The 22,088-nt window shown below is 41.1% G+C and carries 24 protein-coding genes and 1 pseudogene; 15 read left to right on the top strand and 10 right to left on the bottom strand.

The window, feature by feature from the left end:
• The first annotated feature begins 185 nt into the window (after positions 1-185).
• Together nifH and HG267_RS25850 are read left to right on the top strand one after the other, a co-directional pair.
• A complete protein-coding gene (gene nifH / locus HG267_RS25855; RefSeq protein WP_045868607.1) occupies positions 186-1,010 on the top strand; it encodes a nitrogenase iron protein in 825 nt (274 codons plus the stop codon).
• A gap of 186 nt (positions 1,011-1,196) precedes the next feature.
• Positions 1,197-1,550 (top strand): hypothetical protein, encoded by a 354-nt coding sequence (locus tag HG267_RS25850; protein WP_045868606.1) that lies wholly within the window; start codon positions 1,197-1,199, stop codon positions 1,548-1,550.
• Positions 1,551-1,738: 188 nt separating this feature from the next.
• Here HG267_RS25850 and HG267_RS25845 read toward each other — a convergent pair whose 3' ends face one another.
• Entirely contained in the window at positions 1,739-2,764 is a 1,026-nt protein-coding gene (locus HG267_RS25845) for a serine protease (protein ID WP_045868605.1), read from the bottom strand.
• On the opposite strand from HG267_RS25845, the gene HG267_RS25840 reads away from it, so the two are divergent.
• The 10 genes from HG267_RS25840 (at position 2,753) to HG267_RS25795 (ending at position 11,951) form a co-directional block, all read left to right on the top strand.
• Positions 2,753-3,019: a tyrosine-type recombinase/integrase gene (locus HG267_RS25840; protein ID WP_045868604.1), complete on the top strand. Its 267-nt coding sequence runs from the start codon at positions 2,753-2,755 to the stop codon at positions 3,017-3,019. The genes HG267_RS25845 and HG267_RS25840 overlap by 12 nt on opposite strands.
• 494 nt (positions 3,020-3,513) lie before the next feature.
• Positions 3,514-4,644: a substrate-binding domain-containing protein gene (locus tag HG267_RS25835; protein WP_071989351.1), complete on the top strand. Its 1,131-nt coding sequence runs from the start codon at positions 3,514-3,516 to the stop codon at positions 4,642-4,644.
• 223 nt (positions 4,645-4,867) lie between these two features.
• Positions 4,868-5,986 (top strand): homocitrate synthase, encoded by a 1,119-nt coding sequence (gene nifV, locus HG267_RS25830; RefSeq protein WP_045868603.1) that lies wholly within the window; start codon positions 4,868-4,870, stop codon positions 5,984-5,986.
• Positions 5,987-6,340: 354 nt separating this feature from the next.
• A complete protein-coding gene (locus tag HG267_RS25825) occupies positions 6,341-7,543 on the top strand; it encodes a substrate-binding domain-containing protein (RefSeq protein WP_045868602.1) in 1,203 nt (400 codons plus the stop codon).
• Between the two features lie 380 nt (positions 7,544-7,923).
• Positions 7,924-8,079: a hypothetical protein gene (locus tag HG267_RS25820; RefSeq protein WP_155539032.1), complete on the top strand. Its 156-nt coding sequence runs from the start codon at positions 7,924-7,926 to the stop codon at positions 8,077-8,079.
• A 212-nt stretch (positions 8,080-8,291) separates the two neighbouring features.
• A complete protein-coding gene (locus HG267_RS25815; RefSeq protein WP_228045143.1) occupies positions 8,292-9,125 on the top strand; it encodes a substrate-binding domain-containing protein in 834 nt (277 codons plus the stop codon).
• Positions 9,126-9,490: 365 nt separating this feature from the next.
• Positions 9,491-9,706 (top strand): hypothetical protein, encoded by a 216-nt coding sequence (locus HG267_RS25810; RefSeq protein WP_045868599.1) that lies wholly within the window; start codon positions 9,491-9,493, stop codon positions 9,704-9,706.
• Between the two features lie 30 nt (positions 9,707-9,736).
• On the top strand, positions 9,737-10,435 hold the full coding sequence (locus tag HG267_RS25805) for an ABC transporter permease (protein ID WP_045868598.1): 699 nt from the start codon (positions 9,737-9,739) through the stop codon (positions 10,433-10,435).
• Positions 10,432-11,577 carry an energy-coupling factor ABC transporter ATP-binding protein gene (locus HG267_RS25800; protein WP_045868597.1) on the top strand — a complete coding sequence of 382 codons (1,146 nt, stop codon included), beginning with the start codon at positions 10,432-10,434 and terminating at the stop codon, positions 11,575-11,577. Before HG267_RS25805 ends, HG267_RS25800 begins: the two co-directional genes overlap by 4 nt.
• 50 nt (positions 11,578-11,627) lie before the next feature.
• Complete coding sequence (locus HG267_RS25795) at positions 11,628-11,951, top strand: hypothetical protein (protein WP_045868596.1); 324 nt, start codon at positions 11,628-11,630, stop codon at positions 11,949-11,951.
• A gap of 50 nt (positions 11,952-12,001) precedes the next feature.
• Here the strand turns inward: HG267_RS25795 and HG267_RS25790 are convergent, their stop codons facing one another.
• Both HG267_RS25790 and HG267_RS25785 read right to left on the bottom strand, forming a co-directional pair.
• Complete coding sequence (locus HG267_RS25790) at positions 12,002-12,700, bottom strand: type 1 glutamine amidotransferase (RefSeq protein ID WP_045868595.1); 699 nt, start codon at positions 12,698-12,700, stop codon at positions 12,002-12,004.
• Between the two features lie 58 nt (positions 12,701-12,758).
• Entirely contained in the window at positions 12,759-13,343 is a 585-nt protein-coding gene (locus HG267_RS25785) for a TetR/AcrR family transcriptional regulator (RefSeq protein ID WP_045868594.1), read from the bottom strand.
• Positions 13,344-13,364: 21 nt separating this feature from the next.
• On the opposite strand from HG267_RS25785, the gene HG267_RS25780 reads away from it, so the two are divergent.
• Positions 13,365-13,598, top strand: a complete 234-nt coding sequence (locus HG267_RS25780; RefSeq protein ID WP_045868593.1) for a hypothetical protein — start codon at positions 13,365-13,367, stop codon at positions 13,596-13,598.
• Here HG267_RS25780 and HG267_RS25775 read toward each other — a convergent pair.
• The gene (locus HG267_RS25775; protein ID WP_096621593.1) at positions 13,595-14,905 is read right to left on the bottom strand and encodes an IS701 family transposase; all 1,311 of its coding nucleotides are present in this window, start codon (positions 14,903-14,905) and stop codon (positions 13,595-13,597) included. The two genes, HG267_RS25780 and HG267_RS25775, sit on opposite strands and share 4 nt — an antisense overlap.
• Before the next feature lie 116 nt (positions 14,906-15,021).
• Here HG267_RS25775 and HG267_RS25770 point away from each other — a divergent pair, with 116 nt between their 5' ends.
• Both HG267_RS25770 and HG267_RS25765 read left to right on the top strand, forming a co-directional pair.
• Entirely contained in the window at positions 15,022-15,435 is a 414-nt protein-coding gene (locus tag HG267_RS25770) for a 2OG-Fe(II) oxygenase family protein (protein WP_228045522.1), read from the top strand.
• Between the two features lie 191 nt (positions 15,436-15,626).
• On the top strand, positions 15,627-16,448 hold the full coding sequence (locus HG267_RS25765) for an NADPH-dependent oxidoreductase (RefSeq protein WP_045868591.1): 822 nt from the start codon (positions 15,627-15,629) through the stop codon (positions 16,446-16,448).
• 136 nt (positions 16,449-16,584) lie between these two features.
• Here the strand turns inward: HG267_RS25765 and HG267_RS25760 are convergent, their stop codons facing one another.
• The 6 genes and pseudogenes from HG267_RS25760 to HG267_RS25735 form a co-directional block, all read right to left on the bottom strand.
• Positions 16,585-16,788, bottom strand: coding sequence for a hypothetical protein (locus HG267_RS25760; RefSeq protein WP_045868590.1), 204 nt, complete (start codon positions 16,786-16,788; stop codon positions 16,585-16,587).
• Positions 16,785-17,324, bottom strand: a pseudogene (locus HG267_RS25755) (IS630 family transposase); the annotation flags it as partial. The pseudogene HG267_RS25755 and the gene HG267_RS25760, both read right to left, overlap by 4 nt.
• 40 nt (positions 17,325-17,364) lie before the next feature.
• On the bottom strand, positions 17,365-17,754 hold the full coding sequence (locus HG267_RS25750; protein ID WP_045868588.1) for a transposase: 390 nt from the start codon (positions 17,752-17,754) through the stop codon (positions 17,365-17,367).
• A gap of 48 nt (positions 17,755-17,802) precedes the next feature.
• Positions 17,803-18,804, bottom strand: a complete 1,002-nt coding sequence (locus HG267_RS25745; RefSeq protein WP_052335093.1) for a hypothetical protein — start codon at positions 18,802-18,804, stop codon at positions 17,803-17,805.
• Between the two features lie 453 nt (positions 18,805-19,257).
• On the bottom strand, positions 19,258-20,262 hold the full coding sequence (locus HG267_RS25740) for a hypothetical protein (RefSeq protein ID WP_045868587.1): 1,005 nt from the start codon (positions 20,260-20,262) through the stop codon (positions 19,258-19,260).
• 456 nt (positions 20,263-20,718) lie between these two features.
• A complete protein-coding gene (locus HG267_RS25735; protein ID WP_045868586.1) occupies positions 20,719-21,492 on the bottom strand; it encodes a hypothetical protein in 774 nt (257 codons plus the stop codon).
• Between the last annotated feature and the right edge of the window lie 596 nt (positions 21,493-22,088).

The following is a 22,088-nucleotide window of genomic DNA, read 5'->3' as shown; positions in this document are numbered from 1 at the left end:
TTGCTCCAATACTCGTCGGGTAAGGGGAAAAAGGGGAATGGGAAAAGGGAAAGAAAAAACCTTTAACCCTTAACCTTTAACCTTTTCCCCAAAACCAATTTTGTGTTCAAAACGCTTAACTGAACCAGATTTAATCTTCTGTCTTCGTATCACCAGACATCAATACACAAGATAGTAGAGATTTTATGCGGAAGATTGCTATTTATGGCAAAGGGGGAATTGGTAAGTCTACAACCACTCAAAATTTGGTGGCTGGACTCACCGAAATAGGTTGTAAAGTAATGGTTGTGGGATGTGACTCAAAAGCAGATTCTACCAGGTTGCTTTTGGGAGGATTGCATCAAAATATTGTACTCGACACACTGCGTAAGGAAGAAGAAGATTTAAATCTAGCAGACTTCCGCAAGGAGGGATGGGGGAAAACGCTGTGTGTAGAATCTGGTGGGCCGGAACCTGGTGTAGGATGTACAGGGCGAGGTGTTTTGACATCAATTGGTTTACTCGAACAACTTGGTGCTTATGATCAAAAGCTAAATCTTGACTACACTTTCTATGATGGTTTGGGTAATGTAGTATGTGGTGGCTTTGTCATGCCGATACGTGAAGGCAAAGCTCAAGAAATTTACATTGTCACTTCTGGCGAAATTATGGCAATGTATGCAGCTAACAACATTTGCCGAGGAATTCAAAAATATTCTCTGATAGGCGATGTCCGTTTGGGTGGATTAATTTGCAACTCTCGCAATGTTGATCGCGAAGAAGAGTTAATTCAGGCTTTAGCAGAGCAACTGGGTACTCAAATGCTCTACTCTATACCTAGAGATAATATGGTGCAACGAGCAGAGTTTTACAGTAAAACCGTGATTGAGTATGCTCCGGACTGTAAACAGGCGCAACACTATCGTAATTTGGCAAGGGCGATAGATCAGAATCAAAATTTTGTGATGCCAAAACCTTTGTCTAATCAGCAGTTGGAAAAACTGCTCATGACGTTTGGATTATTTGACTAGGACAAGAAGGGTAAAGGGTAAAGGGTAAAGGGTGAAGGGTGAAAATGAGAGATAGATATGTTGTAGGTGGTGTTGCAGATTGAGAATGGTATGTTGATTTCTGCTGTGATGTACTAATGACCGCCTATCATCCTCTCAAAAATTGGCGTGCAATACTTAAGTTTGTTTTCACTAGAAGGAAGAACAATGATGTTAACCGAAGAAATTTTAGTGCAAAAATTTACTACCGTAGCTAAGGAACGCTGTCCAGAAATCAGTAATTTACTTCAGTTCTGTCATATTGAACTTGTCAGTTTCTACTGGGGGGTGAATCCTAAACTTTGTCAATATTTTGTTGTCTACTTCCCCCATCAGCTATTTACCTCAATTATTGACTACAGAGATATTTTTAGAGATATTGCCCAAGATTTGGGGACATCAGAAGCTATCTGCATGAACGCTACACGCATTATCCGCGATCCTGGATCTAACCTGAAACAAACCAACCCTGTTTTGTGGTTGGAACTTCAATGGGTGGCAGCACAACATCTTGAAGGGTAAAATTTACACAACAGGCGTATAATTTCACATAGTTATAGTTAGTGCCACTACCTAGCGATCGCGGTAACGGCTAAAGTGAGCAGAGGTAGATAACCTCTAACTCAGCGCTAGTAGCTCTCAACCGTCCTCTGCATTTGAATTGTTGTGCTGCCTTTTTCTCTAAAATCCTCATAAAAGCTTAAAATTCGTTATTTTAACTTACTGAAAACTTGCTCATTCAAAAATTCCAGAATTTTAGTAGAAGGAACAGCTGCAAAATAAGGCAGTTGACCTTTCTCCTCAAATGAACCTGGTTCAAATAGTTGTTGAGTAACAATTCCTACAACCATGCCCATGCTATTTATAACTGGCCCACCACTGTTACCAGGTGATGTTCTTGCAGAAAATAGAAAGTAGTTGTGATTCCAATAGTTAGTCAAAAAGCAATTAATTTCCCCTTTGTGAACAAGTTGATATCGATCGTTAGCAGTAGGAATAGGGGGATAGCCAACAGTTACGATGTCATCGAGTATTTTAGGATCGGAGAAAAGATGAAATGAAGGTAAATTCACAAATGAATTTAGTATTATTGCTGCCAGATCACTGTTTTCTGAAAGAATAATCTCTTTCCATGTTTCAATTTGACCCTCTTTGTGATGTACTGCCAATTCATTATGATACTTAGCGACATGCTCGTTAGTAATGATAATACTCCATTTTTTTCCCTCAACTGTTTGACAATTAAAAAGAAATCCTGTTCCCAGGCTAGGGTCACCACTATCTGTTGTAACAACTATCTTAAAAACAGAATTTTGGTAATTTTGCACTATATAACTAAAACCGAATATCACATTCTTGAGTAAACCTCTTGAGTATAAGAATTGCGTCAGTTCTTCATTGAGGCTATAAGGCATATTATGTCCAAAGCCTAACAACTGTTGCTCAAATAAAATAAGTTCCTGGCAGAGTTTCTTGAGAATAATTTCTACTATAGAAACTGGAATGCCTTTTTGATTTGTGAAACTACTTTCATAAAAAAGAAAATCATTCACCGATAGATATCCTAGAGTAAGAGATGCCTCGTGATTTGAATTACCAGGTGATGAAAGCGGGTTGTTCTTGCATTTAGCAACAATATCTTGGAATAGTTCAGAATTTGTTGATTTAGAGGTGAAAAAAGCAAGAACTTTATCAACTAATTCCTCTTGATCGGAGATTAAATAATGCCATTCCATAGTATCCTGAGCTACCAAGTATATTGCTGCATAACTATAATTATTAGACGGAAACAAGCGGTTCATCAAGCTGATATTCAAAAAAAGGTAGGTTGTCATACGTTTCGTCATAGTTTTGCTACCCATTTATTACAAAACGGCTATGATATCCGCACGGTGCAGGCATTACTGGGAGACCAAGATGTAAAAACAACGATGAGTTATACCCATGTTCTGAATCGAGGTGGTAAAGCTATTCCTATTACCCTTGATTAATTAGGATTTTCTGTTTAACGGGATTTACGAGTCAGTTAAAATCTTTGAACCACTTTATAAAATATAAAAACTTTCTGTATTTATCTATACATAATTACTATAAAAAAATGAAGATTAAAAGTTTTTTTGGCAATTATTTTGGCGAAATGTATGTTATAGTTGCCTTAAGGGGAAATCAAACAGCAGTAAATCAACTAGCAACAAGTTTAGTTTGTCTACTGCAACAATGAAACCCAGTAAGTATCTTAGCCATATAAGCCATATATTATGATGTATGCAATCATCCGAGAGTATTAACAGGTCTTCCAATAGGAAAGGCATAAACTAGAAGACTTTCTTGCTATTGCCTAGATAAATTAATACCAATTTATGGGAAGAATGATTGCGATAGATGCATTGCCCAAAAGCTTGGTCAATCAATCTTTTACAATCCTCAATCCAAAATTGTATAAGTTTGTCTGCGGTAGCCGTTCTTGCAGGAGGAAGACAGCCTTATGAAGCTGGATGCTAATGTTTGCAACAACCTGAAGTCAATTAGAACTCGCTTAGGCATGAGTCAGCAAGATTTAGCTAATATAGCTGGCGTAACTCGTCAGGCTATTAGTAGTGTGGAATCAGGACAATATGCTCCTTCGGTTGCCATTAGCTTGCGTCTAGCTAAAGCGTTGGGTTGCCAAGTGGAGGAGTTATTTTGGTTAGAGGACGATTTACCAGAAGTTGAGGCAGTTCTTACTAAACCAGTTCCAAGTGAACAGCAATTGCGAGTCAGCCTAGCAAAAATTGGGGGACAATGGATAGCTTATCCCTTAATTGGGAAAGATGCTTTTCGTATGGAAATGATCCCCGCTGACGGTAAAGCACATATCCCAACAACTACAAATAAAGTTCAAGTTCAGCTGCTTGATGATATAGATAAATTGCACAATACAGTTGTTATAGCTGGCTGTACACCTGTAATTTCCTTCTTAGCAAAAGCAACTGAACGTTGGTATCCTCAACTGCGAGTTCATTATCATTTTGCTAATAGCATGGCTGCCTTGCGTAGTCTGGATAGAGGTGAAGTTCACATTGCAGGGATGCATTTATATGATCCTGAAACTGAAGAACATAATATTCCCTTTGTTCGTGAAGCTTTAGCTGATAGGAGTGCAGTTTTAATCACCCTTGGTATTTGGGAAGAAGGATTGATGGTGCAACCAGGTAATCCAATGGAAATCAAAAATTTGGCTGATTTAGTGGAATTAGGAGGAACCATCATCAACCGCGAACCTGGTTCTGGGAGTCGGATGCTTTTAGAACGCCAACTCAACAAAGAAAATATACCATTGGACATAGTCAAAGGATCTGAGCGGATTGTCCATAGCCATCAAGATGTTGCTTTAGCTATAGCATCAGGAATAGCTGATGCAGGTGTGAGTACTTCATCTATAGCTGCGGCCTTTGGTTTGGGATTTGTTCCCTTGCATCAAGCGCGGTATGACTTGGTAATTCTCAAAGAATACCTGGAAGAATCACCTGTACAGCAGTTCCTTGGCATCTTGGGACATCGGCTGGTGCAATCACAACTAAAAGTTCTTGGCGGTTATGACATCAGCAAGATAGGGGAAGTTGTAGCAACTATTTAATGAAAGGGCATGAAAGGGCATTGGGCATTGGGCATCGGGCATTGGGCATTGTGAATAGGAACAACTAGTACAGCACAGTGGAACAAAGTCTGGCTTTAAACCTTTACCTCTGACTGCATTCCGAGAATGTCTGCAAGGATGAGTCTCAAATCCTTGTATAGATTTGGTGACGCTTTTTGCATGAGTTTTGTTTACTCTCACTTAATTGATTGCAACTTTTATGATGAACAACCATGCTATTCAGATTAACGATACAACCCTGCGAGATGGAGAACAAGCCGCAGGTATAGCCTTTACTGTGGAAGAGAAAATTGCGATCGCCACTCTTCTTGATGCCATAGGTGTGCAGGAGCTAGAAGTTGGGATTCCCGCAATGGGGCTTGAAGAGGCAGAATCGATTAAAACCATTGCCAATCTGGGATTAAATACTAAATTGCTTGGCTGGAATCGGGCTAACTTGTCTGATATTCAAGCATCTATAGATTGTGGTCTAGAGCGAGTGCATATTTCTGTACCCGTTTCTGATATTCAAATTAATGCCAAGTTTCAAGGACGGAAACGACTAGTATTAGATCGCCTCAAAGATGCAATCAGTTTTGCACGCGATCGCGGTTTATCTGTATCTGTGGGTGGCGAAGATTCTTCTAGAGCTGATGAATCATTTCTCTTGTCTGTAGCTTATTCTGCTCAAGAATGGGGCGCTTTTCGATTTCGCTTCTGTGACACAGTGGGAATTCTTGATCCCGTCAGCACTTACAACAAAGTGAGTCGTTTAGTCTCTCATCTATCAATTGCGATAGAAATGCACATGCATGATGACTTTGGACTAGCATTAGCAAACACCTTAGCTGGTGTGAGAGCCGGAGCAGTATCAGTCAATACCACCGTCAATGGTATTGGCGAACGTGCAGGAAATGCACCCCTAGAAGAAGTCGTGATGGGACTCAAACATCTCCACGGAATTCAAACGGGTATAGATACCAAACGACTAGTAGAAATGTCGCAGTTAGTAGCCAAAGCCACCAACTATCCCGTACCACCTTGGAAAGCGATCGTCGGTGAAAATACCTTTGCACATGAATCGGGTATTCATGCTCATGGTGTGTTGCAAAATCCTGTCACCTACGAACCTTTTGCACCAGAAGATGTAGGCTGGGAACGCCGTTTAGTTGTAGGTAAACATTCTGGCAGACATTTGTTGCTGAGTGTACTGCAACAACATGGCATCAACCTCGGTCAAACGGAAATTCAATCGGTATTAGATGCTGTGCGACATCAATCTGTGCAAACAAAACGCAGTCTCACAGTTGAAGAATTACTCAGCCTAGTTCCCCAGAAGTAAGGGAGTAGAAGGAGAATTATCAGCATCTCAATATATGGGAAATGCGATAAAGCCGCTAAATTTGTAGCATTTAACGGCAAAATTAATCTTGTTATTAATACCTCCTGAGTTAGTAAAAATACTCAGATTTTTATCATTTTTATCATTTTTAATTATAAAAAATAAATTTTAAAATAATCTTAGATTATAAATCATCTAGTCTTTGTAAAAAATATTTGCCCTATGTATGATAAACTTGCGAAATAGTGAAATATTCCTAGTTTCTATAACCACATCAAATCCTCAATCCTTTGCTATTGCTTTGGTAAGTCAAGTTTTTCCCTGTGGCTTTTTCTAACGGAGAGATACAGCCTGATGAAAATGGATGTGAGTCTGTGTAACAATCTCAGATCAATGAGAACTCGCTTAGATTTAAGCCAGCAAGACTTGGCTAACATAGTTGGTGTCACTCGTCAGACCATTGGGAGTCTAGAAGCGGGACAATATGCTCCTTCTATAGCTATGTGCTTGCGTTTAGCCAAAGCACTTGATTGCAAAGTTGAAGACTTGTTCTGGCTAGATGGCGATCGCCTGGAAATTGAGGCAATAATTGCTGAGACGGACTCTGACGAACAGCCATCACAAGTTACTCTGGCGAAGGTTGGAGAGCAATGGATAGCTTATCCTCTAGTTGGCAACGATGCTTTTCGCATGGAAATGATTCCATCTGATGGTGAGACATTGGCAGAAAAAAAGTTCCCCAACATCACTCAACTAGCATTATCTCAGGATATTGTAAAAAGTAACAAAAGTTACTTGCAGAATGAGAAAAATAAAGTTGTAGTTCGATTGGTGGACGATGTTGATAAATTGCAAAATACGGTTGTGATTGCTGGTTGCACACCTGTGCTTTCTCTATTAGCAAAGGCAACGGAACGTTGGTATCCAAAACTGCGAGTTAATTATCGTTTTGCCCACAGCATGAAAGCGTTGCGTAGTCTGTGCCAGGGTGAAGTTCACATTGCGGGAATGCATTTATATGATCCCCAAACAGGGGAACATAACGTTCCTTTTGTGCGAGCAGCGTTAGCTGGTAGGAAGGCAATGATCATCTCCCTTGGAGTTTGGCAAGAAGGATTGTTAGTGCCAGCAGGAAACCCAATGGGCGTTAAGACAGTTGCCGACTTAGTAGAATTTGACGCGACTATTATTACTCAGGAACCGGGTTCTGCGGGGCGGATGCTTTTAGAACGAAAACTCCAAGAACAAAGAGTACCACTCCAAAGCGTGAAAAAGTTTGACTGCATCGCCCACAACCATCAAGATGTTGCCTTGTCTGTAGCTTCCGGTATGGTTGATGCAGGTATCAGTACAGCATCGATAGCTGCTACCTTTGGGTTGGGATTTATCCCTTTACATCAAGCGCGCTACGACTTGGTGATTCTGAAAGAATATTTGGAACAATCACCAGTACAGCAATTTATCAATATCTTGGGACATCAGGTAGTGCGATCGCATTTACAGGTTCTCGGTGGCTATGACATCAGCAATATTGGGGAAGTAATCGCAAATGTGTAAACTCTTCCAAGGCTGGGGTTAGACTGTCGGCAAATTGATATTCAAGATATGGGCGGTGCTTTTGCACGGTCTAATTTGTCTTCCATCATAAAATTTATCACTCAATCGATTTCATAAGTAAGTCGGTAGAAATGAATCAATTCAAAATTCAAAATATGATGTGTTTAGCAAACAGTTGGCAAAATTTTCTAGACAAAAAAATCCTACAATCGCTAACTTTATCACTCTACTCTATCAAACTTGGAATAATAGAATGAAAGACAGAAAAATCTGTATATGCTTATACATTAATTGAAAATATATCAGGTGTAAAAAGTCGATTTTTGCAAGGTATTTTTGCATGATGTATGCTATACTTGCGTTAAGTTAGAAGAAAAAAGATGTATTTATATTCTCCCGATATTAGGGAAGATAATATTCCTCTTTCGCGAGCCGACTTTGTGACGATCAAAGAACACTTGAAAATAGCACCAATACAGCAATTATGTAAGTATTTTGTGACTTGCATTAGTGCGATCGCAATTAGATTTTCTTGACGGTAAAATTAACCGTGCGATCAATACTTGCTGAATTAATAAAAACCAGATTCTCAGAATAAATATCCCGCTCATCTCCTTTCTCAAAAATCCGAAAATTAAACCAAATTATCGTTTGGCTAAATAATTGGGCATCATCCGTGTAAATCCTCAGAGGTTCTATGATTAAAAGAAGGTTTATCATTATAGGCTTGGCCTGTTGCTTGTCGGTTATGAGTGCTGGTGCTGGTAATTTACTAGTCCGACAACAACCAGCAAATGCACAATCAGCAACTAAGAAAAATGTCATAGTTGCTATGACAACCAGCATAGAAGATAGTGGACTTTTAGATGATTTAGTTCCAGCTTTTGAAAAGAGAACGGGATATATACTCAAAAAGGTTGCAGTTGGAACTGGACAGGCTTTAGCTTTAGCTGAAAAAGGCGAAGTTGACGCGCTATTTGTTAATTCACCGAAAGCTGAACGCAAAGTTTTGCAAGGTGGTGCTGTAACCAATCGCCGCTTAGTTATGCACAATGACTTTGTGATTGTGGGGCCATCTGCTGATAAAGCCAAGATTAAAGGAAACAAAAATGCTGTGCAAGCCTTTAACTTGATTGCCAAAAACCAAGCGTTATTCATCTCCAGGGGTGATGACTCAGGTACTAATAAACTTGAGAAAGATTTATGGCAACAGGCGAAAGTCACGCCTGCTGGTGATTGGTATCAGCAAACAGGTTCAGGGATGGGGAAAACTTTGCAAGTAGCTAACCAAAAATTAGGATATACCTTAGTAGACCGAGCAACATATATATTTCAACAGAAAAATATTTCAGCTTTGCAGGTATTAGTAGAAGGAGACAGAAAATTATTAAATCTCTACCATGTAATGCAAGTAAATCCGCAAAAGTTCCCCAAAGTTAATAGTGCGGGATCTAAAGCGTTTATTGATTTTGTTTTATCTTCTGAAGGACAGAAAATAATTGCAGATCACGCGAGAAAAGAGTTTGGACAGCCACTGTTTATTGTTGATGGAGGTAAGACGGAGAAAGATTACGGTTTTTAGATAACCTTAAATATCAAAGAATAGCCCGCTTTTGTCACTCTCCGGAAGGCTAATCGCTAGAAGCCTCATCAGGCAATCAATACAAGCTATCCTATTAGGAAAAAATGGGTGTTGTATTTGTTATTAGAAAAAAATCGTGTTAACGGGTGAGCGAAAAAAGGTGTGGGAGGTGTGGGGAGTGTGGGGAGTGTGGAGAGTCATTTTTTGGATACTTAGCCAGAAATCCCACACAAAATTTCGTTCACCCCGTGTTAACCCTTGGTAGATAAAAGCTCGCATAATTCAGAAATGGCAAATGTTTTCGGAGAGTGACAGAACAGGGATAGTATCAATCATTCATTCTTTTCTATACTAGGAGTAAATTCATGACAATCGAACAAAAGCCCAAAAGTGATCCACACAATCACACAGCAAAAATCAAAGGGAAGTTGAACGATCTAATCGCACACTTGCGTGAAGATATTACCAAAATCGAAGATCCAAAGGCTCAGGCCCTTTTTGAGACTACAGCTGAAGTTCTCAAGGGTCTAGTGAATGCTTACAATGATTACGAGCAGCACTCAGAAGAAGCCTGGAAATAAATTACTCTAGTGGGTTACCAAAATTGAGCTGTGGATACAATCATTGAAGGAGCAATCAGAGCTATTGAGTTATTAACAAGGGGCGATCGCGACGTTCTCCAGGTCATGATGATGACTTTGCTAGTATCTGGAACAGCGACGGCTATTAGTGTTGTGCTGGGTGTACCCTTGGGATTGTGGTTAGCTTTAACAGAGTTTTTCGGGAAACAGATATTAAATAGCTTGGTTAACTTTGGCATGGGATTACCACCAGTCGTAGTTGGCTTAGTCGTTAGCTTGTTTTTGTGGCGGTCTGGCCCTTTGGGCGATTTAGAACTGATGTATACACCCGCAGCAATGATCGTTGCCCAAGCATTGATTGCTTTCCCCATTGTCGCTGGCTTTAGTTTTGCAGCCATTCTCAGTATTAATCCTAAACTTCGCTGGCAACTGCTATCAATGGGGGCAACACCTTGGCAAGCTAATTTATTGCTGATCAAGGAAGCAAAGTTAGGATTAATAGCCGCAGTAATTGCAGGTTTTGGTCGTGTCATCTCCGAAGTTGGGGCCTCGATGATGGTAGGCGGGAATATCAAAGGACAGACAAGAGTTTTAACTACAGCGATTGTCACCGAAGTCGAAAAAGGTAATTTCGATGTGGCAATGGCGATCGCATATATTCTCCTGATCGTTACCTACAGCATTGTTGTATTGCTGACTATCTTGCAGCACGAAAAGAAAGTTTTATGATCAAAATTACTGGTTTCAAGTCCTTTGTCGCCTCTGCTGTAGGACGACAGAAAAATTTGGGGGGTGTAAACGAGTATGTCCTGAATATGCATCAGGTAAAAGTCGATAGCAAAACCCGCAAAAATATCCTGACAATTGATGATTTCGCTGTCCGTCCTGGGGAACTAGTCGCTGTGCTTGGCCCTAATGGTGCTGGCAAAAGCACCATGTTAAGAACAATCAATATGTTGCAGCCTTATCGCGGTCAAATACAATTGTTTGGTCAAGATGCCAGTTATGCCAATCAAACAAACTTGCGTCGTCGTTCGGCTCTGGTTTTTCAAGAGACATTACTATTAGATGACACAGTTTTTAATAATGTTGCCAGAGTCTTACAGTTTCGCGGAGTTCCAAAACACCAAATTAAACAAAGGGTATACACTGCACTAGAGACTTTTGGTTGCGAACACTTAGCAAATCGGTCGGCTCGTTCTTTATCTGGTGGCGAAGGTAAACGAGTTTGTATAGCCTCTGGTTTAGTAGCTGATTCCGAATTACTGCTATTAGATGAGCCTTCAGCCTCCTTAGATGTGGCAATCCGTCCGCAAATTATCGAAAAAATTAGACAATGGGCGCAAGACAGAGGATCGGCTGTGATATTAGTTAGCCACAACTTTACTGATATCTTGAATTTTGCCGATCGCGCGATCGCACTATTTGATGGTTGTATTATTCAGGATGATAAATTAGAAAACCTGATCCGCCGACCAGCTAATCAGCAAATTGCCAGACTCGTGGGCATGGATAATATCATTCCCTGTAAGATTAAGCCAGGCGATCGCGGTTATTTAATTAAGCTGGCAAACAGTCTAGAGTTTTTCTACCCTGGTGAACTTAAAACACCCATCACAGCCTGTTGTTTATCGAGTGATGCTTTCTATCTTGATCATACAAATTCTTCAATTCCCTACCAGCCAGGAGTCGTGAGACTAGAAGGACGAGTAGAGAGAATTTTACGTGGGATAGGCACTGATACTATTCGCTTTCAACTGGGAGAACAAATTTTGACTGCCAAATTACGCCGGGGTTATACATCCGAAAATATCTATCGTCATGGAAAAATTAAGCTGGCATTCAGCCCTACAGATGTACATTTTGTTTAGCGGCTAAACACTTAAATTAACTTCTGAATATTGACTATCTAGGGTGACAAATGAAATTTAGCAAATTACCAATTTTATCAAACTTTTCTATTTATTTTGACATCGGCACATGGCTATTACTAACAGCAGGTCTGTTATGTTTAATAATTTTATTATGGATTGGCATCATCATCATCGGCAATATTCTGTTAATCGGAAATGTCTTTAATCCCCACCAATCAACAATGCAAGTAAAGCTATTTTATAGCCTTGCATCTGTATTTTTAGGATTATTCCTAGCTATTTTTATGATTAATATTGCCGAACTTTCGGATAAAAGGTTATCAAAATCAGCAACCAAAATTACAGACAAATGGAAATCTCATTTATCATAACAGCCAGTAGGGTGCGTTAGCCTTTGGCGTAACACACCGTCCTCTACATATTAGTTAGTAGAGATAGCAAAATAATCTAAAATTTGACACATAAAAGTGTTTATTTTGCTAAAATCATCATCCCTTGCCAGCATTTCCTCAGCTTTTTGAATATATTTACCTGACACCAATTCAGCAGCACAATTTTCAATAATTTGGCTAACACTTTCCTTTGTTGATTCCAGGTGAAATTGTAACCCTAATACTTGATCACCATAGATAAAAGCTTGATTTGCACAGACTTCACTATAAGCTATTCGCACTGCACCTGGAGGTAAATCAAAAGTATCCCCATGCCAATGAAACACATTAAAAGACTGGGGAAATGATGCAAAGACAGAATAGTTATGGGCTTCTGGAGTCAGAGTAATGGGATACCAACCTATTTCCTTCTCTCGACCTTGATATACTTTAGAACCTAAAACATCAGCGATTAACTGCGAACCTAGACAAATACCAATGACTACTTTATTTTTCTGAATTGCTGCTTCAATAAAATCTTTTTCTGTCTTCAACCAAGGGTATTGATCATACTCATAAATATTCATCGGCCCACCCATGACTATTAACCAATCTAGGTCATCAACAGATGGTAAATTATCACCGTTATAAAACTGAGTTGCAGAAATAATGTGACCCTGCTGTGTCGCCCACTGTGCAATACTAGCAAGTCCTTCAAATGGCACATGTTGTAAGCAATGAATTCGCATAGATTTACCCCAATTTCACAGCCTTTTTGTATGATAAACCTGATGCGATTACCATTTTTCAAGATTTTGATGTTGTCTGAATTAGCATTACCGCCGCCTTTTTCGCCTGAGATGCAGTTGACCAACTTCCTTCCATTAAAGCAACTACGATCGCACCTTGTACGAGCAACAGCAGTTGTCTAGCTAATTGTTCTGGTAATGTAACTTCTGCTGCTTGAGCAAGTTGGAGAATATATTGGTATATCGATTGTTGATGTTCTAAAGCAACTCGATAGCCAGGATGGTCAGGATTAGCTAATTCTATTGAGGCATTCATAAAAGCACAACCCCGAAAATCTGGCCCTTCAAACCATTCTCGTAAAGCATCAAATATAGCTAGCAAGCGTTTAGTGGGATCGGTAGTTTGTTGTTCAACGGTGGTTTTCAGCCATTGACACCATTGTTCATGCTCTTGGCGTAACCATGCTTCAATCAAAGCATCTTTAGACTTGAAATGATTGTACAGCGACATCTTCGCCACGCCAGATTCCGCAATGATTCTGTCAATTCCAACATTGCGAATCCCCTCCCGATAAAACAAATCTGACGCTGTGTGCAAAATGCGATCGTAAACAGATTTACGCTTTGTTTTCAGTTTATTCATTGAGTCACATCCTTGGGAATCATGCTAAATCTTCAATTCATCCGTACTGCTGTCATGCAAACAGTTCCATATAACTGGGCTTTGGTGAAAAATTTGCTTTCACCAGAAGCTAGCTTAGAACTAACTGCAAGTTTTCCCCACCGAGAGTTTCAATTGTCAACAGGAGAAGGATATGGCTATTACTGGGGAAAGATACTCGCCTCTAGCCAAGATATTCCTTTGATGCTCAAATTTAACCCTCTTTTGTCACTCTAGGCAGAGGAAAAGTAGAAATCAGGGTGAATCAGGGATATAAAAATTGAACTGGTGAGGCTATAAATAATAGATTGAAGTTTAAAAAAACCCAAAGCTAATTGAGGAATAGGAAAAACCGTTAACCAGGGATATATCAGATTAAATAAAGTAAAAGGTTGAATAATCAAACGAAGATTGTTAAGAATGTTCTTCCAGCCATTTCCATTATCCCACCAAGGATGTGAAACAAATTTTGACTCTCGTTGTGATGGAGACTGAAACAGTTGCTCCGAATGCAGACTAACCATTAAATAAGCACTGCAAATAATTTCCCACCATCGCTCAATATCTGGGTAGTGAGTCAGGCGAAAATCTGACCAACCTAATTCATTCTTACTTTGTTTTAACCCGTACTCGACCCAAGTTCTTAAACCGTAAAAATTTCCAACTTCTCTTGGCGTAATGTCTGGATATTTACTCATCACATACCAAGTAGTGTTATCAGGCAAATTTTCTGGATCTGTAGTAATTTGCCAATATCTAAGTTCTCCACGTTTTCCCGGAATAATTTCTCTAATAAATCGATTTTCCCGACTCAAGTCAGAGAATACCCTTTGAAACTTCTGCCACTTTAAATATTGAATATGTTGTCGTGGAAGTATTTCTACATAATGATTTGACCGAATCGCTACTATATAGTTCAAGTTTAGTTCATCTAATACAGATATGAAATTCTTACCACTCTCTCCATATAAGCTATCTGCAAGTACTAAGTTGAATTTAAAACCCATTGATTGTAGCTTTTTTATCAGTATTGCTGCTATTTCTGGTTTAGTGCGGTACTTATCTCCTGCCTGTAATCTTTCCCTGGGTTTATACACTTCAAACAGTAATGGAAATGTCATCCCACAGAAAACACCATATACTGTCACTGCCACAATTCCATTATCTGTTTTTCCCAAATTTCCTATATACTGCCGTTTCACATAATCTGTCTTGCTCCCTTTCTTTTTATCCCCTGTCTCATCAATAATTAAAATGATTGGTCTACCTTTTAGCACTTGTAAAATTAACTCTAACCTTAAGGTTCTTAACTTTTCTATATCCCAAGGTGATGTAGTTAGAAAATGATGCAACCCTTGCTGGTTATCTAATCCTACGATTTTTGCTATTTCTGGCAATGTTTTACGTTTTAGATCAGAAATGCAGCCTACATGGAGATATTTAAAAGCCTCGAAACTCCTAACATCTGGAAACAGACTTTTATACCACTGGCAATATTCGTCCACAAATTTGACTGTTGGTGCGGCTGGACGGGGCTGTACCATGCTCTGTGTCTTGGTTCTAGCATTTTTACCTTATTATACTACTGCCAGAGTGACAAAACAGGGTTAAGGACGATCGCTGGCGACAGCGTCTAGCACAAGGACGACTTACCAGTGATTTGAGACATCTGAATCATGTCTGGCGACAGTTAATACAAGGACTCTGGACTGATACTTACCGCACCGCCTTAGCAGAAATGTCAGGGTTAGACCTCAAAGACTGTGTGATGGATATTGGATTTCGGCAATATAAGTCAGGACACCAACATTTTCCCCACACAGACGAACCGAATAAAGTCTTAACTCATCTGCTATTTTTCAATCAACAATGGTCTAGAGATTGGGGCGGCTGTTTGCGAATTCTCAAAAATTCCAGACCAGAATCAGCCTTTAAAGATATTTTACCTCTAAGTCATTCGTCTGTGGTCATTGTGCGCTCAGAAAATTCTTGGCACATGGTAACGCCACTAAATACTCCTGCATCTGAGAGTCGATTAGCTTTACGAGTTGCTTTCTTTCGGAATGTTGAGTGATTTTTTTGTTTAACGCAAAGGAACGCGAAGGTACAAGCAGCGAAAAGTTCCTCGTTCGCGCAAGCGTTCCGAAGGAAAGCCGGGTTTCCCGGCGTAGGAAACTTTTCAAGACAGAGGTACGCTGAGAATTTTTGATTGAGTGCTGCTTTGATGGAGTTTTTTGCAATCTCGAAATATTTGGAGTTTTAACTATGACTAATCCGATAGAAATACTGCGATCGCGCTACGGTGAAATTCCCTTCGATGACAATATTCCCTGGAATGACTCTGTAGGGACAATCTTATCTCATCGTTCAGTCCGGTCTTATTTACCCGATTCCATACCACCGGGAATCCTAGAGTTGCTAGTAGCTGCGGCTCAATCTGCGCCGACTTCCGCCAATCTGCAAAGCTGGAGTGTGGTAGCGGTGGAAGATGAACAGCGCAAAGATGAATTATACAGACTGTCTAATAATCAAGCCCAAGTCAAACAAGCGCCTGTATTCTTAGTTTGGTTAGCAGATTTAGGTCGTTTGGCTCATATTGCTGACAGTCGCGGATTAGATAATGTGGCGCTGGAATATGTAGAACTATTGGTAAAAGCCATCGTTGATGCTTCCGTAGCAGCGCAAAATGTAACTGTAGTTGCAGAATCCTTGGGTTTGGGAACAGTATATATTGGCGCAATTCGCAATAATACCCAAGAAGTCGCCACATTATTGAATTTACCACCTTTTGTGTTTCCTGTATTTGGGCAGTGTCTAGGTTATCCTAATCCGGAAGTCCAACCAGCAGTGAAGCCGCGTTTACCACAGTCGGCGGTTTTCCATCGAGAAACCTATAAATTAGCAGAACAAGAAGATGCGATCGCTCATTACAACGATATTATGAAACAGTTCTACACCGAACAAAACATGAATGTTGTTGGTGATTGGTCAGAACATTCTGCCCTGAGAATCGCCACTTTAGACTATCTCAAGGGATGCAAAAACTTACGAGAGACTCTCAATAACTTCGGCTTCAAGCTATTTTAAAAAATCTGGTCAGAACAGTCCGCCCTGAGAATTCCCACCTCAGACTATCTCAAAGGATGCAAGAACTGGCGTGGGGGATATGCAGATGCGATCGCAATTTATGAGTGAAGTGCGATCGCCTCACAAAAATTCCAAACTATCGCTTTACTTGAGCCACAGCCGCCTCAGCATTAATCAACCCACTACCGAAATAATACTGCTCTGCCGACACAGGTTTAGCCTTACCAAACACCCCAGAAGGACGCACATATGGAAAATCTCCGGCTGCACCAAACCCCACATCTGCTTGCAAGCGGTAGCGATTGATGTCACCTTTACTCAGTGTTACAGCAATTTTCAAGTAAATAGACCACAGTGATTGAACCAACCGAAGGCATCATCCTCAGTAATATAATTTACAGCCTCAGCCATTGCTTGGTCGAGTGATTCAAGGGTACGGGCCTCAGAGGAACGGAGAAATTGCTTTAGTTTAGACCAACAAAGCTCTATCGGAGATAAGTCAGGAGAATAGGGTGGTAAAAATTTGACCTTTGCACCGACTGACTCGATAGCATCTCTGACACGCTGGGCGTGATGAACCTTAAGATTATCCATGACAACAATTGCCCCTTTCCACAACTGAGGTACTAATATCTGAGTCACATAGGTCAGAAATACCTCAGTATTTGTACTTCCAGGCACAGTCATTGAAGCGACTAGCCCATCAAGGTTCAAAGCACCAATCAGAGAAACGTTTCCACCTTTACTTCCAGGAACACTGCCAACTGCTCGTGCTCCGTCTACTGCTCTGGCAAACAAGCGCGACATTGACAAATTCAGTCCAGCTTCATCGACAAATACCAGATTTCGCACGTCAATTTTATCTAACCACCGACGATAGTCATGTCGTAATTCCTGTACTCGTGGAGTATCCTGCTCACTTGCGTAAAGACTTTTTTTTACAACGTAAGCCCAATTTTTCTACAGCGCGGTGCATTGTGGGAATGCTGACCCTGACTCCTGTACTTTCTGCAAAGCGATGCCTGCGGCGGGCTACGCCTACGCATAATTCTCTTAGTAGCAAGTCATTTTTTTCTTCCACCCAAGACTGAATCAGGATGAGATGTTCGTTTTGAATCGTTGGCTTTTGGTGTCCCCCACGTTGTTTCGCTTCAATTTCTCCATTTTGACGATAATGACGCAGTAGGTTTCGTACAAATGACAAGCTTACCTTGAATCGTTGAGCTAAGTGGCGTTGAGAGCCTTCCTTTGCTTCCCACCCTGCAATCACACGACGGCGCAAATCCCCTGAGTAAGATACTGGCATCGAATCAAACAATCACTTCATATCTACTTTACCGATTTTGTGGTTCAATTACCTGAAAATTGCTGTAATTCGCCGCAAAGCGTTGCTCACAAGCAAACCTTTGCCAGCCCCAGGAATACCAATAATTAAATGGTTAGAAATCCGTTGTGACATCTTCTCAATCACATCAAGTGTTTGCGGTATTTGGGGACTGTATTCATCAATGTGCGTGTTAGTGTCTGAAGTTGGTGAGTAAGAAATACCAAGCCGTAAATCAGTTGTTGGTGCAGCTAAAGGTAAGTGAGCAATAGGTGGAGGTGGTAAGTTGATTTGGGGAGCCTCTAATTGTGGTGGGCGTATTTGTTGAATAGCTTGAACGTGGTGGTAGTTAACTCTAGGGTCAACTGAAACTTTGGCAAGATGCTGATTGAGTTGGTCAAATGTGGGGAAAACACCACGAAAATTAACAAAGCAATCAAGCAAATATCGGTAAGCGTAAAAGCGTTTCCCAGGTTCCACAATATTAATAAACTCAGTTAAGGTATGGGTGTGCTGTCTGAGCATGGCAAATTCATAACGCTCGCAGGGTTCTAAATGATGCATCAAGTCAACAAATTCGTTTTGATTTGAGAACCATTCTTCTCTGGCTTGACTATCACCCATCGCTGATAAAAACTCAAAGAAGTTACCTCTAATGAAGGGTATGGGGGCAAACTGATGGGAAGCATTCATGTCAGTTGCAACCGCCCAAACATACCCAGCACTGGCAATCAACGCACCGATGGGTGCCAAAGGACTGGTAGCATAACATACCGCTCCAATTGCCCCACCTGCAAGAGTGATGAGTTTCGAGAGATTCATCCCGGCTCGCTCATCTTTGGCTCTAATTAATAGCTGATCAGTGCGTTCAACTAACCAAGCAGCAACATTTCCCGCTTCCAGGTGTTCAATTGAAGGATAATCTTCTCTGAGCCGGGCAGTTTCTAGCGTAGTTAAAGATGGTACTCGGTTTTCCTGATTAGCCTGGTTGTGATTAGATGCAGGGTCTGGTTGATAATTGAGAAAATCCATAGATTTCACCAATACTGATTATCAAAATAGAATTCAGGAGTCAGGAGTCAGAATTCAGTATGAATTCTGTACGACTGGCGGATAGCGTAGCGTAAAGCCTTCTCTTCTCCCAAGGGGAGACGCTACGCGAACGAGAGGCTTGTCTGCGACACGCTACGCGAACGCCAACGGCATAGCTTCTCCTGTCGGAGAGGCTGCGCCCTAAGCGAAGCTATGCCGTAGGCTTTACGCTTAGAGCGAGTCCTCGTTCGCGCAGCGTCTCGTAGAGAGCGTCTGAATAAGTGGGTTTAAGACCCCCGCTAAATTTTTAATTTAGCGGTCTACAACTTAGTGGCGGGTCTGAATTCCCCACTATCTGAATCCCCCACTAATTGCATTCTGACTCCTGACTTCTGACTCCTGACTTCTGACTCCTGACTTCTGACTCCTGACTTGTGACTTCTGGATTCTTCTTCATTTGGTTAATTTCCAGATGGTGTAGCCAATTTCGCCAGCCATCATTGAGCCTAAGTTGTAGACAAGGCAGGCAAGAATAGTACTGGGGTTGGTGAAGGCGAAAGGGTTGCGTCCAACGAAGGTGGTTGTCAGGTCAAAAATCCAAAAGAACAAAGCAACTGCACCGCCTGTGTGTCGTTCTTTCATCCCTGCGACCTTATAATCCCGCCACAATGCCTGTGTTAGGTCAATGCTGCCACTGGGTTTGCCACCTAATGTAAACTGCTTGGAATATTCAAACTCAGTTTTCGCTTCTTCTGGGCGTTTACCACGCAATGTTCGAGCTTGATCAACTTTACTGTGATGAAGTTGACTGGGACTACTAACATCTTGGAAATGTAACCATTCTTTGATTAAATCAAGCGGGTAGTTTAATAATTTACGAATTTGTTTTACCCGTAAATCTTGAGGATGTATTGCAGATGTTACAGTAGTTTGCTTTGGATTTGATTGTGGTGGTACAGGTTGAACATAATCGACTGAATCTGAAGTTGGAGTTAACTGAGATTGAACATCACGAATAATTGTTGCCCAATCAGCGTTAGGATTCCATTCTCGGCGAATGCGAGTTTTAGTTATAGCGTCATAAAGATTGCAGAACACTGAATTTTCATCACCAGGAGTAGCAACAATGATTAAAGGCTGAGTAAAATCTTTAACAACAGATGCAGCTAATAAGAATGATTTTGCAAAGTTGGTTTCAATGCCACTGCGGACGATATAGATTTCATCGGCTTGCACAACAATATCTAATTTTAAATTGTCCTTGCCTTTGAAATCCTTATCTGTTAGTCTTAGCTCCAAAACATAACCTGTTAATGCTCTTTGGCTCACAGGAATCTTTTTATCTTGTTCAATTTCACAGTTATACCAAGCATAAATCCTACCATCAACCTCCAATTTCTTCACGTACATGTAAATTGGCTGTGGTGGATTACCTAATCCGAGTTTTATTTCAGCCATAATTAGAAATCATCCAGTTCAGTTTGGCTAGAATTCAGAAGTCAGGAGCCAGGAGTCAGAATGGAATTAGCATAACTTGTCAATTTTCATCTTATTGAAATTGATTCAGCGCTGTTCGTTGATTTAAACCCAAACTTTTTTAATAAGAATAATTCAGAAATCAGGAGCCAGAATTGAGAATCGAATTCTGTGCGACTGGCGGATGAATATTGGTTTAAAAGCGAGTGGAATTGTGGGCGAAAAGAATTAAAATATTCTGACTAATTAAAACTCCATCCCTACCCTACGGGAACACTTCGTGAACATGGGTGGAGTATTCTGACTCCTGTATTCTGACTTCTGACTCCTATTTATGATTAACTCTTTTGAATGAATCTAATAGGACTTCTCACGTCCGACTTATTGTGATGATATGGAGGTGGTGGGCGGATTGTGCCCACCATATTCTCTCTTAAACTACGCGATTAACACCATACTCTCTGGAAGTGGCCTGTACTCCATCAGCCGCTTCCATTCCTCAGTTGTCAGTTGATCAAACGGCTGATCCAACAATTCCTCGCAAGACCTAGTTTCAAGACTAGGCAATACTTCGACCATCGACAACGACCACACGGCATCGAATGCAGAATCACAGGGTACTTGCTGCTGATGGTCTGATGATGCTCTTCTCACCCACCAGCGACCGTCAGTACATCCTGCCGAGCCTAGCTTTTTGTCGTTGTTGTAAATGCCATCGTCGAGAAGTTCAAAGCCAAACTTTTCGCACTCAACAGCAATTTGTGCCATGACTTCGTTACCAGTGGCCCAATAAGCAAGGGAGCAGGGGAGCAGAGGCGCAGGGGAGAAAGATTCTTGCCCCTCCGCTCCTCTGCACCTCTGCCCCTGTGCTTCTTTTTGTTGCACAGGCAGTGTGCCTTGCTTGTAGTGCCAGGCGATGTGGCTATGGCACTTGGCCCAGCTGTTTGCACGGTGTACTTCGGTTGAGTTCACCAAGACTACCCAGCGTTGGGTTATAAATTCGTCGTGGTCGTAGGTGATGCTAGCTATTAGTTTGTCGCTAACGTAGATTTCGTAGTCGTAGCAGGTGATTTCGACAACTCTAAATTCTTCAGGTGCTAAAACTTCACCCTGTTGTGTGATGTGCTGCTCTAGTTGGGCTTGAGCTAGAGCTTGTTCGTCAACAGCAAAAGAAGCAAAAATTGCTTGCTGTGCAGGTGTTGTATGGGTCATAATGAAAATCTCCGTAATAGGAAAAAGGCGATCGCAAAGTTTCTCAGGCTAGAGCGATCGCCTTTGTTTTTGATGTTGTACAAAAGAGCGCTGTACAAATGAAACGCTCTCACAACAGAATCAGCGAAGCTGTACAAATCTTTGAATTACGGGTGTATATTCGATAAATAACCAATTTTTCAGACTTAGTTAGGTCATCGGAATCATCTCCGGTGGCTTGAGCATTACAAGTTTGGCTTCCGGCTGCTAATCCCGGTGGCATTGGGTTTTGTGGGTACCTAAACAGAATTCAGGAGTCAGGAGTCAGGAGCCAGAATTCTCTTGCTTGTATTCTGTGCGACTGGTTCGGCAGTCTGGTTCTCCCACTTAAAGGAACCGCCGTTAGCACAGCGTAAAGCCTTCTGGTGCGTCGGCTGCGCCCTAAGCGAAGCTATGCCGTAGGCTTTACGCTTAGAGCGACGCAAGAGCGTCACCCTTAGAGCGAAACAGCGTTTTTGCACCCCCATCAAATTGAAAATTTGGTGCTCTTCTCCCTCATAGAGACGCACTTGCGTTCAATCAGTCGCAGGTTTGAATCCCCAACTGATTGATTCTGA

The sequence above is a fragment of the Tolypothrix sp. PCC 7601 genome (assembly GCF_025677855.1).
GTDB lineage: Bacteria > Cyanobacteriota > Cyanobacteriia > Cyanobacteriales > Nostocaceae > Aulosira > Aulosira diplosiphon.
The sequence above is the reverse complement of the archived record's forward strand: the minus strand, read 5'-3'. Positions and strand labels throughout refer to the sequence as shown.